Raw genomic sequence first — 17,945 nt, forward strand, 5'->3', positions numbered from 1 at the left:
AAACGATGCATCGCCGATGGTAGTGTGGGGTTTCCCCATGTGAGAGTAGGTCATCGTCAAGATTGAATTCCGAAACCCCTGTCTGCTAACGCAGACAGGGGTTTTGTCGTTTAAGGCTCTATGTCACACCCTCCCGCCTTCACCTACCGCCTGTCGGTTTCCTACGCAAAAAGAAGATGCTTCACACAAATTTCTAAGCTTTGCCGATGTTTGGCCGAAAGCCTGACGAGCCATGCGTGCACCGAAATAGAGCGACCGCATAGTCCGCCTATCCCGTTACATGGAATGTTCCACTCGGCACGCTCACCCCCCTTTGGCAAAAAGAAGTCGATGAAATGAATCTCAAGTTCAGTCATAAAATTCTGTTGGCCGCGTCAGGCGTCGTGGTTTTAGCCTTCGCGTTATTCACCCTGTACAACGACTACCTGCAACGCAGCACGATCAGGCAAAACCTGGCCTCGTCTATCCAGCAATCCGGCGAGCTTACCGCCAGCAGTGTGCAGAACTGGCTCAGTGGTCGCATCCTGGTCCTCGAGAACCTGGCGCAGAACGTTGCCCATCAAGGCAGTGCCGTCGATCTTCCTGGGTTGGTGGATCAGCCAGCGTTTACCTCCAACTTCCAGTTCACCTACGTGGGCCAAACCAATGGGGTATTCACACAACGCCCTGACGCGAAGATGCCTGAGGACTATGACCCTCGTCAGCGCCCTTGGTACAAGCAGGCGGTGGTAGCGGACAAAACAATGCTTACCCCGCCTTATATGGCGGCTGTAGGCGGTCAGATCGTGACAATTGCCATGCCGGTGAAAAAGAACGGCGAACTGTTGGGTGTTGTTGGGGGTGACCTTAGCCTGCAAACCCTGGTGAAGATCATCAACTCGGTAGACTTCGGCGGCATTGGCCATGCGTTTCTGGTCAGTGGTGATGGTCAGGTCATCGTGAGTCCTGACCAGGACCAGGTGATGAAAAATCTCAAGGACATCTACCCTGGCACCAACGTACGTATCGAGAAGCTTAACCAGGACGTTGTTCTCAATGGCCAGGATCGTATTCTTTCGTTCACGCCTATCAGCGGTTTGCCCGGCGCCGACTGGTACATCGGTCTATCCATTGATAAAGAAAAAGCCTACGCCCCGCTGGGCAAGTTCCGTACCTCGGCTTTGATTGCAATGTTGATCGCCGTTGTGGCCATTGCCGTGCTCTTGAGCCTGTTGATTCAGGTGTTGCTGCGTCCGCTGACAACCATGGGCGTCGCCATGCAGGACATCGCCCAAGGCGAAGGCGATTTGACCCGACGACTCGCAGTGACCAGCAAAGACGAATTCGGCGAAGTCGGCAGTGCATTCAATCAATTCGTCGAACGCATCCACGCCTCGATTTCCGAGGTGTCTTCGGCAACGCGTCAGGTGCATGATTTGTCCCAGCGCGTAATGGCATCGTCCAATGCTTCGATCATCGGTTCCGACGAACAGAGTGCGCGTACCAACAGCGTAGCTGCGGCCATCAACGAACTGGGCGCTGCCACCCAGGAAATCGCCCGCAATGCAGCAGATGCTTCGCAGCACGCCAGCGGTGCCAGCGAACAGGCTGACGATGGCCGCAAAGTGGTTGAGCAAACCATCCTGGCGATGTCGGAGCTGTCGCAGAAGATCAGTCTGTCCTGCACTCAGATCGAAACCCTTAACGCCAGTACCGACAACATCGGGCATATTCTGGATGTGATCAAAGGCATTTCCCAGCAGACCAACTTGCTCGCCCTCAATGCGGCAATTGAAGCCGCCCGTGCTGGCGAAGCCGGGCGTGGGTTCGCCGTAGTGGCAGATGAAGTGCGCAACCTGGCACACCGTACCCAAGAGTCGGCAGAGGAGATCCACAAGATGATCACTTCGTTGCAGGTGGGCTCGCGTGAAGCAGTGACCACCATGAATGCCAGCCAGACTTCCAGCGAAGAAAGCGTTGAAGTGGCTAACCAGGCGGGTGAGCGCCTGATCAGCGTTACGCAGCGTATCGTTGAGATTGATGGAATGAACCAGTCGGTTGCAGCTGCTACCGAAGAGCAGACCGCTGTCGTTGAAACCCTCAACGTCGACATCAACCAGATCAACCTGTTGAACCAGCAGGGTGTGGCTAACCTCAACGAGACGCTCAAAGACTGCGATGCACTGTCCCAGCAGGCCAGTCGATTGAAGCAATTGGTTGATAGCTTCAAGATCTGATCCTGTTTGCATCGGAGCGAGGCCTCTCGCTCCGAATGCTGATTGGCGCAGTAGTGTCGTCGGCAATTTCTGAAGCTGTTCAGAGGAAGCTGATGTCCCTGAGGTAATCACAGCCTTTGCGTAACAGCGCCGTGCTCTTTGCCGGATAGTCCATCCCCATTCTTTCCAGACCCCATCGGGCATTGTCGTAACGGATCATCGACGTATCGCCGATGTCTTCGTCCAGTTCGTCCAGGTAGAAACCCAGCACACCGAACAATGCGTTATCGCGGCCAACCGTTCGCAGCGCCTGCTGCCAGTCTTCAACGCTTACCCGGTCGAAGGCGTGCCCGGCCTGGCTGAATGCGTCGAGGTACTTATCCCAGCTCAAGGGCTGTGGGTTGTGCAGGTTGAATACGTTTCGCCCAAAGGCAAATTGGGCGCTGTGGAAGGCTATGAAGCTGGCCAGGAAATCCACCGGCATCAGATCGAAGTTCACCTCCAACCGGGGGACCAGCCCCAATTGCAGAGACCCCTTGAGCATCAGCATCAGGCGGTTCTTCTGCGGTTGGCAGACGCCGTTCTGGCTGTTGAAACTGATATTTCCCGGCCGATGAATATTGACCCAGGCCCCTTGTTCGACGGCCCTTCCCAACAATCGCTCAGCTACCCATTTCGAGAGGTTGTAGCCATTTTTCACATACAGTGGCTGCGCGCGCCCGGCGGTCGATTCAAGGACGTGCCCATCGGCGTCCACGCTGCTGCAGGCCGACAGCGTCGAGATGAAATTAAGGACCTTCTTACAGTGGGTCTCGCAGAGGCGCAGGCACTCAAACACCGGCTCGACGTTGTCCCTGGCGAGTGACGCATAGTCCAGTACATGATTGACCTGTGCGGCGTTATGCACCAGCACACCATAATGACGGGCAAGATAGTCATACACATTGCCGGCCAAGCCCAGGCGGGGTTCGCGCATGTCAGCGGCATACACCCGCACTCGGCTCAGGTCCAAATGTTCCAGGCGGTATTCCCGCAGTGCCTGGGTGAATCGCGCCGCCGCTGAATGCCCGGGCAGTTCCCGCACCAGACATGCTACTTCCAGCGCCCCGCCGGCCAGCAGCGCTTGGACGATATGTACCCCGACAAAACTGTTCGCCCCGGTGACGATCGCTTTGCGTGGGTCACCCATGTGGGTATCAGGCAGCACCTCGATCCCCAGCATTCTTGCTGCATCTTTTTCCATCCGGTGGGTAGGGGTATCAGGCAGCGCCCCGCCGTCCATCAGTGCGGCCAACGTGCGGATGGTCGGTGTCTCGAAAAAGGGGCTCAGACAGAAGCTACGGCCAAACTGCTCACGCAGGCGCAACAATAGGCTCGACAACAGGATAGAGTGGCCGCCGAGGTTGAAAAAACTGTCATCGATCGAAAGTTCGCCTGCGGATAAGGCCAACAACTCTGCCCATAAGTCCACCAACTGTTCCTGCAGAGGTGTTTGTACAGGGCTGCGAGTCGCCCCGGCGAGCGTGGATATTGGCAGGGCCAATAATGCCTTCCGATCGACCTTGCCGTTACTCGTACCGGGCATACAGGCCAACTCGCTCCAGGCGGCCGGCTGCATATGTACAGGCAACCACTGCCGGGCATGTTCCTTCAGGCTCTGCAGCGTAGCGCCGGGTTCGGGCTGGGCGGCAAAACCTATGACTCTGTGCGTCGGATCGATCACCACTGCCACTTGGCGAAACAATCGACTGTTGCGCAGGCACTGCTCAATCTCCTGAGGCTCGACTCTAAAGCCACGGATCTTGACTTGATCATCCCGACGCCCGCCGAGCTCGATGCCATCTTGCGTCCATTTCGCCAAATCGCCGCTGCGGTAAGCCTTGAGAACCTGTCCATTCGGCAGCCTCAGCGTAACGAATGGACTGTCGGGTTGCGGCGGTGCATTCCAATAGCCGAGGCTGACGCCTGGACCGGCAATGTACAAATCGCCCGTGACCTGTTCATCCACCGGTTGCAGGTTTTCATCGAGGATTAACACCTGGCTGTTGGCGATGGGGTAGCCGATGTTGCGATGGCTATCACCTTGTTGGAATACCCGGTGTGTTGCCAACACCGTGGTCTCGGTGGGCCCATAAAAGTTATGCAACTGACATTGCCCCGCCAGTTGTTCGATCACATAGGGCTCGCAGAAATCGCCGCCGGTAAGCAAGTGAGTAAGGCCCAGTGGCTTATCCAGCGGCAGAATGCTGAGCAGCACCGGTGGCAGAAATCCATGACTGACGCGTTGCTGGCGAATCAGCTCTACCAGTTGGTGAGGGTCGTGACGTTGATCTGCGCTGGGGACAATCAATTCAGCGCCGGCGATCAAGGCCGGGAAAATATCGATCAATGACGAGTCGAAGCCCAGTGGCGAAAACTGCAGGACGCGACTGTGTTGATCCAACCCCACACAGGTTGTGAGCCACGCGCTGAAATGCGCCAGATTGTAGTGGCTCAGGAGTACACACTTGGGCTGGCCGGTGGTCCCCGACGTGAACAAGGCCATGCAAGGCTCGTCGGCAAGGGGGTGATGGTGCATCAGCGGTTGTGTCGCGTCGACGTCGTGCACAGCGATTTGGCTGACATCAAGGGACGCGAAGCCATCTCGCAAAGGATGCTGACCGTTATCCAGCAGCACACAGGCCTGGAGGCTTTCCAACATGCTGTGCTGACGTTGCACCGGATGATCCGGAGCCAACGGCAAATACACACAGCCGCAACCCAATACCGCAAGAATACTTGCATACAGCTCGGTGGATTTTTCCAGGCACACGCCGATCACCGGTGGTGCCTGCACGCCTGCCAGCAAAGGAAGCAGGCGTTGCTGGATCGCTATGGCATGGCGATGAAGTTGCTGATAAGTCAGCATGTCCCCCGCGATATTCAACGCTGTTCGATTCGCGAAGGTCTCAAGACTGGCCTGCAGCGCTTCAATCATGGGCATCTGGGCTGCCCGCAGTAAAGCCGGGTCTGTCGTGCGGTTGAACCGGTGCATGAATGCCACTGCTTCCAGCCCTTGCAGGCCCTGTTCGGGCCAGTCGTTAGCGGTAGCGGCTATAGAGAAATAACCTGGATCCCTTGAAAAACCACAGACCAACCAAGCTGCCCACTCCACCAATGCGTTCGTTGCCTGCTGGTGTAATCGCTGGCCGTTGCCGCTGGGTTCCTCGGCGACGCCCTGCACAGCCAACAGGCGGCGCTCGCGGTCATAGCAGCGCAACTGCAGCGAGGGCAGCCCGTGCTCGGATAACGGGCCGATACCCACGCGCAGGCTTATCCATGGCACGTCGGTTGGCAATGGCGGCAGTGGCTGCCCCCCATCTTCAATTATCAGGTCGACGGACCCTGCTCCTGCGATATGCCCGTATTGCTCCAGCACTTTCTTGAGCTCGTCCAGGGCTTTGCTGGAGGCACTCCACGCGATCTTTAAACGCCGCATGCCAACCTCCCTGGTACCGGCAGGTAGGCGCTCAGTGCCTGGGCGACGCTGGGCGTTTGCAGTACACCGCTTTGGCGCAGCAACCCCATGATATTGGCCACCAGTGGATGTTGGTGGGTGATGGGAAAATCCAGCGCATGGATTTCATGACGTAGCGCAAGACGAGTATCGGCACTGATGTCCAGGTGTTCGATCAGTTGCAGGTCGAAGTCTTGTTGTAGATCGTTGGTCAGGTAGCGCGCCAGGAAAACAGGCAGCGCTTGAGCGATGCTGTCGCGATCTTGCGGGGTTGCCGACTGCCAGTAAATACGCACCAACTGAGCCCAGAACCGCGCATGACGGCCCTCATCGAACAGGTGATCGGCCATCAGGCCGCGCACAGACGATTTGACGCTGGCGTCTTTTGAGAAAGCTGCCACATCATGGGTAACGGTGTTTTCAGCAATAGCCACGGCGATTAGTTCAACGGCATCGTGCAAGTGCGCCGGCACCTTTGCCTGCGCTGTCGGTAGCGCGCAGCTCAATTCAATTTGCCCGGGTAGATTGAGCGGTTCGATCCCGGTCATTTCCACGGCTTGCTGAAGAAAATCCAGCGCGACCAACGCGTGGTAATCCTCGTCCACAACGACAGTCATCGCGTCGTAGCGGCAAGCGAGTGGGAAGGGCAGGGAGAAGCGGTTTTTCGCGATGCTGCGAGCGGTCTTGTCGACGATTTCGGTTTCGAAGATCACCACATCATTGACGAATTTATAGAAGCTTTGCGTCAGCACGAAGTCGCGCCACTGCGGGCAGTGTTCAAGGAAAGTTGCACTCAGTACCAGCGGTTGGCGGCACAGGGGAAAGATGAGTTTGCCGTCATTTTCCAGTACGCGTCGGGGGCGCGTTCGGATGGTAGCGCGACGCTCCCAATCATCGGCAAAGGATTGGTAATTGACGGCGTTCATGGGCGAACCTCTTGCAGCGAGGCCAGTACACTGTCCCAGAACATAATACGGCGCTCCACGGCGCCAAGGGCGGTGCTATCGGCTTGTTTCTGGCGAAGCGGATCTGTGCCGATCAAGCGCTGGAGCAACTGTTCTGCCGCTGGCCCATGGTCGTGGCTGTCCACTTCGATATGGCGGTTGAGGTAGTGGAAGAAGGTAGGCGTTTCACGCTCAATGAACGCGTTGCTGTGCATCAAGCCTTCAAACATCGAGGGAATGACGCTCTCGCGTCCATGCAGGAAGGCCGCCGCCACACAGTGGGTGGGCGCACTGAGCGCGATTTGCAATGTGCTGTCGACAAATTGCACCACGCCACGGGGCGCATCGATCATCTGCAAAGCCGCGCTGACCTCCACGCCCTGATGCTGCAGATCAATGAGCCGTGTGATGGCGGCGGTGTTGGCGCCTACCTCTGTCATGGCGTCCAGGTAAAGCTCGAAATGACTGCAATGGCCGCCTGTTGGATGCTCATCCGATTCCTCGCCCAGCACAATTTCATTGATCAAGCGGGCAGCGTGGGGGTCTGCGGGAGGGAGCCAAGGGATCTGAGTGCACGTCAGGTCTTGTTGCAGGCGCTTGGTCAGAGTCATGAAGTCCCAAACGGCGAACACATGGTGCTCCATAAAGTGTCGTAACTTGGCGAGTGAGGTTATTTCTATAAATAACGGATGGCCGAAAAGTTTTTGTTTTCTTTGTTCGATAAAATGTTGATGCATGGTTGACGCCTATAAGTTGTTGCGAGTGCTCTAAAAGCAGTGTTGGATTTTTTTAGTTGTGTTGGAGATGTAACGTTTAGTCAAGGCCGCGCAGGTAGCGCAACCTTGATAGAGTTGTGCCCAGCGAATGAAGGGGTGCGGTTGGTCGGGCGAAGATAATAAGCTGATTAAACGTTAGGGAAGGATTATAAAAGTATTAGATGTTTTGTCCGCAAGCTGTTGCAGGAGTAACGGGCTGTTGAAGTGTGGGAGAGTTCCTCGGCGTTAGTGGTTTTGTAAATTTTACTGCCTGTCATTATGGTAACTTTCCTGATGGAAAGTTACCCCGCATAGTGTAATGGTCAGCGAATAACGAAGGCCCTATTGCGCGAATTTTTTGTTGGCGCTTTCGAGACCCTTGAGGTAGTTAGCGATCACTTCCATACCCCGCATCAAGTGATTACGCAGCGTCAGAATGCTCTCGTCGATCTTCTTCTGCGCCACCAGGCTCAACAGTTCACGGTGATCCTCCTGAGACGTTTCGCCCAATCCCATCGCTTCAAGATTGAAGCGCAGAAAGCGTTCCTCTTCATTCAGCCCGTGCTCCACCAGATCGAGCAGTCGCTGATTGGGTGCCTTACCGTACAAGACCATGTGAAACAGGCGATTGAGGCGGCCAATCTCTCTGTAGTCTTTCTCACATTCCAGCGCATTGATACAGGCCTCGGCCTCGGCAAGATCGGCGTCACTGAGCAATGGGATCGACAGGCGCAGGGCTTCAGATTCGAGCAACATGCGCAGTGCATAAGTCTCAGCCGAATTGTCCTCGATCAACGGCGCCACCACGGCGCCCTTGTGGGTCACAACATGCAGCAGCGATTGCGCCTCCAGTTGGCGCAAGGCTTCGCGCACGGGCATACGGCTGACGCCGAACAGACTCGCCAGTTCCTGCTGGCGCATCGCGGTGCCACAGGGTAATCGCCCATCGAGGATGGCGTTGCGCAACGTTTCTTCAATGACGGCGCGAGCAAGATGGGCGGGAATAGGCCCGCTTATTTTGATGCTGCTTAAAGGGTTCGGCTTCTGCGTCACGGTTACGCTATCCTCCTTTCTTGAATAATAGTGTGGTCAATTGGATCCAATGCACACTAAAGACGGCCCAAGCGCTTGTCAAACAGCCAAAGTTTCCGTTTGTAAGGGCTTACACAGCATACTTTGTGTCTCCCACAAGGGGCGGTTATAAACTCGGTCCTCCTATGAATGATTGCACTGTGCCATTGTTTTTTGTAGGGCCAGGCTTCACCATTCCTCGAAATTCCGTCTCTTTCATGGACAGAGCGCCTTGGCGGTAAGTTTTATTCCCTATCGAGTTCTTTGCTGGCTGTTATCAGCAATTCTGTTGGCCGGCTTGATGCTTGGCGGGCTGCGTGCCGATTGGGATTTCTCTCAGATCAGCCGCAAGGCTACCGCCGTGTACGGGCCGCTCGGCGAAGGGCAGCAGCGTATCGACGCCTGGCAGCGGCTATTGGCGAGCCAAAAACAGGTCAGCGAGCCGGAGCAGCTCAAGGTCGTGAATTTGTTCTTCAACAAGCAAATGACCTACGTGGAAGACATCGACCTCTGGCACGCTGTCGATTATTGGGAGACGCCCGTCGAGGCCCTTTGGAAGGGGGCCGGTGACTGTGAAGACTACGCGATCGCAAAGTATTTCAGTTTGCGTCATCTGGGTGTGTCCAGCGACAAATTACGCATTACCTACGTCAAGGCTTTACGGCAGAATCGCGCGCACATGGTTCTGACCTATTATTCGACGCCTGACGCAATCCCGCTGGTGCTCGACAGCCTGATGGACGAAATCCTGCCGGCTACCCGCCGCACCGATTTGGTCCCGGTGTATTCATTCAACGCCGAGGGCTTGTACTTGCCCGGCGCCAAGGGCAACAAGAAAGTCGGTGATACCAAACGCTTGTCGCGCTGGCAGGATGTGTTGAGAAAAATGCGTGCGGAAGGCTTCCCAGCCGAGCCTGCCAACTAGGAGTAACTGATCGGATGTCTCTGTTCAAACAACTATTGATCGCAATCTGTCTGTTCCTGGTGGTCGCCTTCAGCGGCAGTTTCATGGTCAGCCTGGAAAGCTCGCGCACCCAATACGTCAACCAGCTGCGTTCCCATGCCCAGGATGCCGCGACGGCATTGGCGCTGTCGTTGACCCCCAATATCGACGATCCGGCCATGGTGGAGCTGCTGGTCAGCTCGATCTTCGACAGCGGCTACTACGCCAGCATCCGTGTGGTGGACCTGGCGACGGATAAAACCATCGTCGAGCGCAGCGGCATTCCTGATAACAACGGCGTGCCCAACTGGTTCGTAAAGTTGATCGGCCTGGAGCCGGCAGGTGGCGATGCGCTGGTTAGCCGTGGCTGGGAGCAGGCGGCGCGAGTCGAAGTGGTCAGCCATCCAATGTTCGCCCTGGCCAAGCTCTGGCAAAGCGCCTTGGGCAGCCTGGGCTGGCTACTGCTGTGCGGTGCGGTCAGTGTGGTGCTCGGTGGGCTGTTGCTGCGCCGGCAATTGAAGCCGTTGGACTACATGGTCAAACAGTCCCACGCGATTGCCCGCCGAGAATTCCTCAGCCTGCCCGACCTGCCTCGCACGCCGGAACTGCGGCGAGTGGTGCAAGCCATGAACCAGATGGTGGAAAAGCTCAAGGCGTTGTTCCAGGAACAGGCCGAACGCAGCGAAAAACTGCGCACCGAGTCCTATCAGGACAACCTCACCGGCCTCGCTAACCGGCGTTATTTCGAAATGCAGCTCAACGCCCGTGTCAGTAACCCGGAAGACACCAACTCCGGTTACTTGCTGCTGCTGCGGGTCAAGGACCTTGCCGGCCTCAACCAACGCCTGGGCGGCCAGCGCACCGACCAATTGCTGCAAGCGGTCGGCCAACAACTGCTGCGTCAGTGCGAGCCGTACCCGGAAACCCATAACCTCGTTACCCGTATCCGCGGCGGCGAGTTCGCTGTGCTGGCACCGGGATTGATGCGTGAAGAAGCGCTGCAATTGGCGCAGAACCTGGAGAGCACCTTGCTCAGCTTGCAGGCGACCGGCGCCAGCGATGTGATGCCGGTGGCCTATATCGGCCTGGCACCGTTCAGCCATGGCGATGCGCCCCAAGCACTGCTGACCCTCGCCGATCAGGCGCTGGCCCAGGCCGAAGCGCAGGGCGATACCAGTTGGGTGTGCCTGGACAGCAGCGCCGCCGCCAGCGTCGGTGACGATCACCATGCCTGGCACACGTTGTTGGACCGGGCCCTGACCCAGCAGCGCTTCCAGCTGTACTTCCAGCCGGTCGTCGCCAGCCAGGACCCACAATTGGTCTTGCATTACAAAGTACTGTCGCGCCTGCAGGACGAGGAAGGCCACACGATACCGGCCGGGCGCTTTCTGCCGTGGCTCGAGCGCTTCGGCTGGTCGGCCCGCCTGGACCGTTTGATGCTGGAACAAGTCCTCAAGCAGATGGCCAGCCACAACCATAACCTGGCGCTGAACCTCTCGGCCGCAACGTTCCAGGATACCCAGGCCCTGAATCGGATTTATGACCTGCTGCGCCAGCACAGCAACCTGGGCTCACGCCTCACCCTGGAGATTGGTGAAGAGCAACTCCCCGAGCAGCCGGTGCTGGAACAGATGACCCACCGCCTGCGCGAGCTGGGTTTTTCCCTCAGCCTGCAGCGTTTTGGTGGGCGGTTCAGCATGATCGGCAACCTGGCACGCCTGGGCCTGGCCTACCTGAAGATCGATGGCAGCTACATTCGCGACATCGACCAGGAAAGTGACAAGCGTCTGTTTATCGAAGCCATCCAGCGCGCAGCCCACAGCATCGATCTGCCGTTGATTGCCGAACGTGTGGAGACCGAGGGCGAGCTGAAGGTCATTCGCGAGATGGGGATTTTTGGTGTGCAGGGCCAGCTGTTTGGCGAGCCTGCGCCCTGGAAATCACACTGACATCAGGACATTCAAATGTGGGAGGGCGCTTGCCCCCTCCCACATTTGAATAAAGGTTCGGCGCCAGGGCTCAGATCAGTCCTTTCTCGTCATCATCAATCAACTGGCTCAACCCACCCAAGGCTTCCCGCGCGTGGTTACGGTCCATCAACTTGGCCTGTGCCGCCGGCGGCAGGTCGGTCACGCTGATGACGCCTTTGCGGGTCAGCACCTGGATCAAGTCATCCAGCACCCGGATCATCTCCAGGTCGCTCTGCTTGAGTTGGGCCAGGCTGGTTTCCACCACTTCGTTGGCGTACCAGGCCTGGATCTCATGGTGATCGGCCGGCAGGGTTTCGGTGGACTCGGTAAAGGCGGCCGCCTCTACGCGAATCAGCGCGCCCAGTGCATCACGTTGCACGTAAAACATAAGAACCCCTCGAATATGAGCCACATGCGTTCAACAGCATAGGTCAACGCTGCGTGTATGGGCGTGAGTATGCGACGCACCGTCCGCCAGGGCCAGCGGCCCATAAGGCAAAAAAATCGGCCGCCTGGGAAGGCGGCCGATCCATTGCATCTTAGCTATGGTCGATCTTGATGGTAGGGTCGGCGCCAGTGATCAGCGAGTTGATGCTGACATGGGACCAATCATTGCCTTCCAGCTTGATGGTCACATCGGCATTGGCCAGGCCACCGGCAGCGTTGAGCTTGCCTTCGCTGCTGACTTGCAGGGTCGACACGCCATCTACCGTGGTGATCTTCAGGTAGTTGTCGATGGTGCTGTCAGTCTCACCTTTCAACAAATCACGCAGATCAATGCGGTCGCCTTCCGAGGCCTTGAAGTCCTTGATCACATCGTTGCCGATGTCACCCGCCTTCCACACAAAGGTGTCGGCACCTGAACCACCAATCAAGATGTCGTTGCCCTGGCCGCCGATCAGCGTGTCGTTGCCCGTGCCGCCCAGCAGGATGTCATTGCCTTTGCCGCCGTCCAGCAGGTCATTGCCGCCCTGGCCGAACAGGATGTCATCGCCAGCGCCGCCCAGCAGCGTGTCGTTGGCGTCCTTGGCGCCGGAGACGTCGAAGTCCACGTAGTGCTCGGTAACGTACTGGTGAACGTTAGAGGCGGTCACCGAAGAGACGGTCACGCCGGTCTTCTGCGCCACAAATGCCTGCAGTGCGTTGTAGCCTTCACCGTTGATCCCGCTGAAGCTCACCAGGTCGCCGAACAGGATGTCGTTGCCGTCGCCACCGTTGACGGTGTCGGCGCCAGGCAACGTCGCCTCGGTGTGGCCTAGGATCGCATTGGCCAGGTCCTTCGGATCAATGTTGGCTTGCGGCTTGCCATCGCTGTCGTACGGAGCCAGCTGGTTCAAGCTGACCCCGCTGTTGAGGCCGATGGCTTCTACACCACCTGTGGACAGGCCTTTGAGCAGGGCGAACGCGCTATTGGAGTTGAGGGTGGTGGAGTAGTCCGTTTCGTACCCGAGGCCACCTTGTACCGATATTTCATAGGTGCCATCGCCTTGGGCATGGATTGTTCCCGGGTTGGACTGCCCCCAGCCCCACCAGTTGTTGGTCCACAGGGTCACCTTGCCGGCAGAGCTGATGTCAATGAAGTGACTCGAATCGATGTTGATCCTGGTAGCGGTACCCAACGTGTAGTTGTTCACGTTGACGACATCATCGAGCCTGACGTTGCCGTACAAGTACGGGTTAGTCTGCTCGGCCGCCTGGTAAAACGTCGGCTGACCATCGGTGATGAAGTACGTTGTGTTGATTGCGTCTGTGTTGCCAGTCGCCTGGGCACTTTTGAAGAAGTTGGAAGCGGCCTTGAACACGTCTTCGTAGTTGGTCCCGCCGGTAGATACCATGGAATCCAGGACTTTCTGCAGCGAATCCAGCGCACCTGGGTCTTTCAGGTTGACTGTCACCGTGCGATTGACCTGGTCACTGAAGTCCGCCAGGAAGATGTTCACGGTGCCAGAGGTACTGGAGCCGATACTGCTTTTCAGCGAGTTGAACGTGGTGGTCAGCGAGGCTTTCGCCGCTGCTATCGAGCTCGCGCCCATACTGCCCGACGTATCGATCATGAACGCGATGTTGTAGTTCTTGCCCTGCACCACGTTCAAGCCGGCGACGTCGGCCACGACGATGTCGTTGCCATCGCTGCCATTGATGGTGTCGCTGCCCGAAGTGCCGGTTACCGGGTTGTAGGTTGCCGGGTGCACCGTGACTGGCAATTGCGCGGTGGTAGTCGCCGAACCACCAATGCTTTCGGTGGAGGTCGAGGTGACCGTCAGGTTGAACTGGCCGCTGTAGTAGGTCGGCGGCTTGATGCTCAGCGTGTTCAGGTCCCAGCCGGTGACGTTGACTTCACCCACGGTCTTACTTGCGGTAAAGGTGTGGCCCGACGCGTCGGTGAGTACCGAACCTGCCGGAATGCCACTGACCTTCACGCTCAAGGTTTCCGAGCCGTCGGTATCGGTCAGCGCGGTGGTGACCTTGGACAGTTTGACCGTCCCGTTTTCCTGGCCTTCGTTGAGCTTGTAGCCCACATAGTAGCCGTCACCGTTGCTGCCATGCAGGTCGGACACGGTGACGCCGGCGTTGGTCAGGTCGGTAAGGCCGGTGTACAACGGCACGGTGCTGGTGCTCAGGTTCTGCACCGCCCCGCCGTTGATCGACAGGTTGACGTCAAAGCTGCCAGGCCCGGCTTGGTTGGCCTGGTAGATCTCAAGGCTGTAGTAACCGGTGGTGGTTGGCGTGAACGAGCCGCTGAACCTGCCGCTGTTGGTGCCCCATGTTCCGCTGGCAACGTCTTTACCGCCAACGTTGACCACAACACTGTCATCGGCGATGCCGCTGAAGGTGTAGCTCTTGCCTGCTTCCATATAGATCAGGCCGGAAATCTTGGAACCGGAGCCGGCGTTGACGTTGTCGACGGACTCGACATTGGTCACGACAGAGGTGTTGTTCGGCGTGCCCGCGTTATCGATGGCTTTTTTCAGCACGTCCGGTGCAGCGCCGTTGCCGTTGTTGCCGAGGCCGGCAATGCTGTTCCAGCCCTGTTTGACCAGGCCGGTGGAGGCAACGTTGTTGTCTGCCACGCTCAGGGTCGGCGCGTCGGCTATCGGCGTGATATCGACTTTCACCGTGGCGCTGGTGCCCAGGTCCTTGCCATCGGTTGGCTGGAACTTGAACTGTGCGTAGTCCGCTTGCTTGTTGCCCACACCGGTGCCGCCGTAACCATCGGCACCGGATTCGTTGGCGTTAGGCATAAAGCGCAACTGGCCACCGTCAATCTGGGCCTTGGTGAAGGTCTGGCCGTTGGCCACGTTGGTCCAGGTGCTGCCATCCGCTGCCAGGAACTGCAATTTGCCGGCGACTGGCAGCTCGGTGATTTTCACCCCCAGGCTGGCTTGCGGCGAGTCCACATCGGTCACGCCGAAGTTGGCCCAGGTCAGGGCCAGCGCGGTGTCTTCAGTGCCGGTTACGGCACCGCCAGTCGCCACCGGCGCATCATTGACCGCCACCACGTTGACGGTGGTGGTGGCAACGTTGGAGTAGTTGCCGCCATCGGTCACGCTCACGGTAATGGTGCGTGGCGTGGTGCTTGGGTCGTGGCTGTTGTTGGTGAACGTGATGTTCTTGATCTGCTGCATGTAGTCGGCCAGCGACGCCGTGCCGGTCAGGGTCAAGGTGATTTTACCGGTCACAGGGTCGGTGGTCGGGGTCACGTTGATGCCTGTCACGCCGCTGAAGTTCAGCGAGTCGCCTGGCTGGCTGTTGGTCAATACCACGGTGGCGCCGGTCAGTTGGGTGCTGTCCGGGTCGGTGATCTTGATGTCAGTGTCAGCAATTGACACACCGGTGCCGCCTTCGGTGAAGGTGGTCTTGAAGTCCGCACCGCTGGCGCCGCTGGAGTTGTTGGCATCCAGGTCGATGACCGGCGGCGCATCATTGTCGATGATGTTGGTGGTAACACTGCCATTGCCGACCACCAGGTTTTCGAAGTTGCCGCCAGTGGTCTTGTCGATGGTGATGACGATATTTTCCGTCGGCTCGGTGATCTTGTCGTCGAGCGTGCGGATATCAAACGGTACGCTGGTGGCACCGGCCGGGATCTTCACGGTGTACACGCCATTGAAGTCTGAACCGTCGGTAGCGGTGCCGCTGTACTTGAGCGTCACGGTCACGTCGGTTTGCGGCGGGTTGCTCAGGGACAGCGTGTAGTGCGCCGTACCGCCTTCAGTCACCGACGCATCGCCGGTAATGCTGATGGTGGTGTTGCTGACCACATCGGTCACTTTGGTGACCACGGTGCTGCCGTCGACGATCAAGTGTTCGTACTTGTCGCCACCGCTGACCACACCCGTGATTTTGGTGGTGACGTCATTGGCGCCAACATACGCATCGTTAGGTGCGGTGGCGGTGGTGAAGCTGGTGGACTTGCCATTACCGATGGTAATGGTCGAGCCGTTATCCAGCTTGACGACCAGGTCTGAGCCAACGTTGTTCACCGCCACGCCGTTCTTGTCGACCAGGGACGCGGTGTACACGATCTGCCCGCCTTCGCTGACAGAACCAGTGGCTTTGAGCACCACAGTCACGTCGTCGATGGTGTCGTTGATGGTAGTCGTGGCGCCGCCCGGCGTGATGCTCACACCTTCGAAGTTGCCGCCGGTAGTGCCGGTGATGTTGACGGTCTGGGTGCTCTTGTCGATGAACACATCATCAGTCGGCGCAGGGACGGTCACCGTGCCCACGGTCGCGCCTTGCTTGATGGTGATGCTCGAACCGTTATCGAGCTGGACCACCATGTCGCTGCCGGCCTTGTTGCTCAAAGTGGCGGTGTAAGTGATCTGGCCGCCCTCGTTGACAGCCGTCGGGGCGGTCAGGGTGACGGTGGTCAGGTCGGTGGTGCCCGGCGTGTCGGTGACGGTGGTATTTACTGCGGTAGTGCCAGGGACCAGGTTTTCGAAATGCTCGCCGCCGGTCACGCCTTTGATCGCGGTTGTGACGGTCTGGTCGCCTTTGTAGACATCGTTAGGCGCGATGGTGGTGATGGAGCCGCTCGACTGATTCACGCCGATGGTGATGGTCTTGCCGTTATCGAGGGTAACGGTGAGCGGACTGGTGATGTTGGTCACCGGCGCGCCGTTTTTATCCACGAGGCTGGCGGTGTAGACGATATTGCCGCCTTCTCCAACAGTGGTGGTGGCGGACAGGACCACATCGACCTTGTCGATGGTGTCGTTGATGGTGGTGGTTGCGCCGTTGCCTGCGACTTCGAGTTTTTCGAAGTTGCCGCCGGTGGTCTCGGTGATCTTGACGGTCTGGGTGCTCTTATCGATGAACACGTCATCGGTAGGAGCAGGCACAGTCACGGTGCCGACGGTTTCGCCGGCCTTGATGATGATCGACGAGCCGTTATCCAACTTCAGTGTGACGTCGGTACCGGCCTTATTACTCAAGGTCGCGGTGTAGGTGATCTGGCCACCTTCATTAACGACACTTGGGGCAGTCAGCGTGACAGTCGTTGTGTTGTCGGTGCCCGGGGTGTCGGTAACGGTGGTGTTCACTGCAGTAGTGCCCGGTACCAGGTTCTCGAAATGCTCGCCACCGGTCACACCCTTGATAGCGGTGGTGACGGTCTGATCGCCTTTGTACACATCATCAGGAGCAATAACCGAAACGCTACCGCTCGATTGGTTTACACCGATGGTGATGGTTTTGCCGTTATCCAGGGTGACAGTCAGCGGATTGGTGATGTTAGTCACCGGCGCGCCGTTCTTACCCACAAGGCTGGCGGTGTAGACGATATTGCCGCCTTCGCCCACGGTGGTGGTGGCCGTCAGAACCACATCGACTTTGTCGATGGTGTCGTTGATCGTAGTGGTGGCGCCGTTGCCCGCAACTTCCAACTTCTCGAAGTTGCCACCCGTGGTCTCGGTGATTTGAACGGTCTGCGTGCTCTTGTCGATGAACACGTCATCGGTAGGCGCAGGCACGGTCACAGTGCCGACGGTGTCGCCCGCTTTGATGGTGATCAACGAGCCGTTGTCGAGTTTCAACGTGACGTCGGTACCGGCCTTGTTGCTCAAAGTTGCGGTATAGGTGATTTGGCCACCTTCGTTAACGGCACTCGGCGCTGTCAGGGTGACAGTAGTCGTGTTGTCGGTACCCGGTGTGTCCGTCACGGTGGTGTTCACCGCGGTAGTACCCGGCACCAGATTTTCAAAGTGCTCGCCGCCAGTCACGCCTTTGATGGCGGTGGTGACGGTTTGATCGCCCTTGTACACGTCATCAGGAGCAATAACCGAAACGCTACCGCCCGACTGATTCACACCGATGGTGATGGTTTCGCCATTGTCCAAAGTGACGGTCAGCGGGTTGGTGATGTTGGTCACCGGGGCGCCGTTTTTATCCACCAGGCTGGCGGTGTAGACGATATTGCCGCCTTCGCCCACGGTAGTCGTGGCGGTCAGTACAACATCGACCTTATCGATGGTGTCGTTGATGGTGGTGGTCGCACCGTTGCCTGCAACTTCCAGTTTTTCGAAGTTGCCGCCGGAAGCGTCGGTGATCTTGACCGTCTGCGTGCTCT

The 17,945-nt window shown here is 57.8% G+C and carries 9 protein-coding genes; 3 read left to right on the forward strand and 6 right to left on the reverse strand.

The annotated features are described in order from the left end of the window. Positions 1–335: 335 nt before the first annotated feature. Complete coding sequence (locus E3O56_RS11165; protein WP_078819959.1) at positions 336–2,216, forward strand: methyl-accepting chemotaxis protein; 1,881 nt, start codon at positions 336–338, stop codon at positions 2,214–2,216. A 79-nt stretch (positions 2,217–2,295) separates the two neighbouring features. On the opposite strand, the gene E3O56_RS11170 is transcribed toward E3O56_RS11165, so the two are convergent. From E3O56_RS11170 to E3O56_RS11185, 4 genes are all read right to left on the reverse strand, one after another. Then, positions 2,296–5,673, reverse strand: a complete 3,378-nt coding sequence (locus E3O56_RS11170; protein ID WP_248128237.1) for an amino acid adenylation domain-containing protein — start codon at positions 5,671–5,673, stop codon at positions 2,296–2,298. Beyond that, the gene (locus tag E3O56_RS11175; protein WP_032878526.1) at positions 5,661–6,617 is read right to left on the reverse strand and encodes a diiron oxygenase; all 957 of its coding nucleotides are present in this window, start codon (positions 6,615–6,617) and stop codon (positions 5,661–5,663) included. The genes E3O56_RS11170 and E3O56_RS11175 overlap by 13 nt, the downstream gene beginning before the upstream one ends. Beyond that, positions 6,614–7,372: a DUF3050 domain-containing protein gene (locus E3O56_RS11180; protein WP_248128239.1), complete on the reverse strand. Its 759-nt coding sequence runs from the start codon at positions 7,370–7,372 to the stop codon at positions 6,614–6,616. The genes E3O56_RS11175 and E3O56_RS11180 overlap by 4 nt, the downstream gene beginning before the upstream one ends. Before the next feature lie 360 nt (positions 7,373–7,732). Beyond that, positions 7,733–8,443 carry a GntR family transcriptional regulator gene (locus tag E3O56_RS11185; protein ID WP_248128240.1) on the reverse strand — a complete coding sequence of 237 codons (711 nt, stop codon included), beginning with the start codon at positions 8,441–8,443 and terminating at the stop codon, positions 7,733–7,735. A 250-nt stretch (positions 8,444–8,693) separates the two neighbouring features. Here E3O56_RS11185 and lapG point away from each other — a divergent pair, with 250 nt between their 5' ends. Together lapG and lapD are read left to right on the forward strand one after the other, a co-directional pair. Beyond that, positions 8,694–9,386, forward strand: a complete 693-nt coding sequence (gene lapG / locus E3O56_RS11190) for a cysteine protease LapG (protein ID WP_032878522.1) — start codon at positions 8,694–8,696, stop codon at positions 9,384–9,386. Positions 9,387–9,400: 14 nt separating this feature from the next. After that, entirely contained in the window at positions 9,401–11,353 is a 1,953-nt protein-coding gene (gene lapD, locus E3O56_RS11195) for a cyclic di-GMP receptor LapD (protein WP_032878521.1), read from the forward strand. A 70-nt stretch (positions 11,354–11,423) separates the two neighbouring features. Here lapD and E3O56_RS11200 read toward each other — a convergent pair whose 3' ends face one another. Further along, on the reverse strand, positions 11,424–11,762 hold the full coding sequence (locus E3O56_RS11200; RefSeq protein WP_005783528.1) for a hypothetical protein: 339 nt from the start codon (positions 11,760–11,762) through the stop codon (positions 11,424–11,426). A gap of 151 nt (positions 11,763–11,913) precedes the next feature. Then, on the reverse strand, positions 11,914–17,945 hold a 6,032-nt coding region (locus tag E3O56_RS11205), incomplete at its 5' end, for an immunoglobulin-like domain-containing protein (RefSeq protein WP_282446858.1).

It is taken from the genome of Pseudomonas sp. W2Aug9 (genome assembly GCF_023127755.1).
Taxonomy (GTDB): Bacteria; Pseudomonadota; Gammaproteobacteria; order Pseudomonadales; family Pseudomonadaceae; genus Aquipseudomonas; species Aquipseudomonas synxantha_A.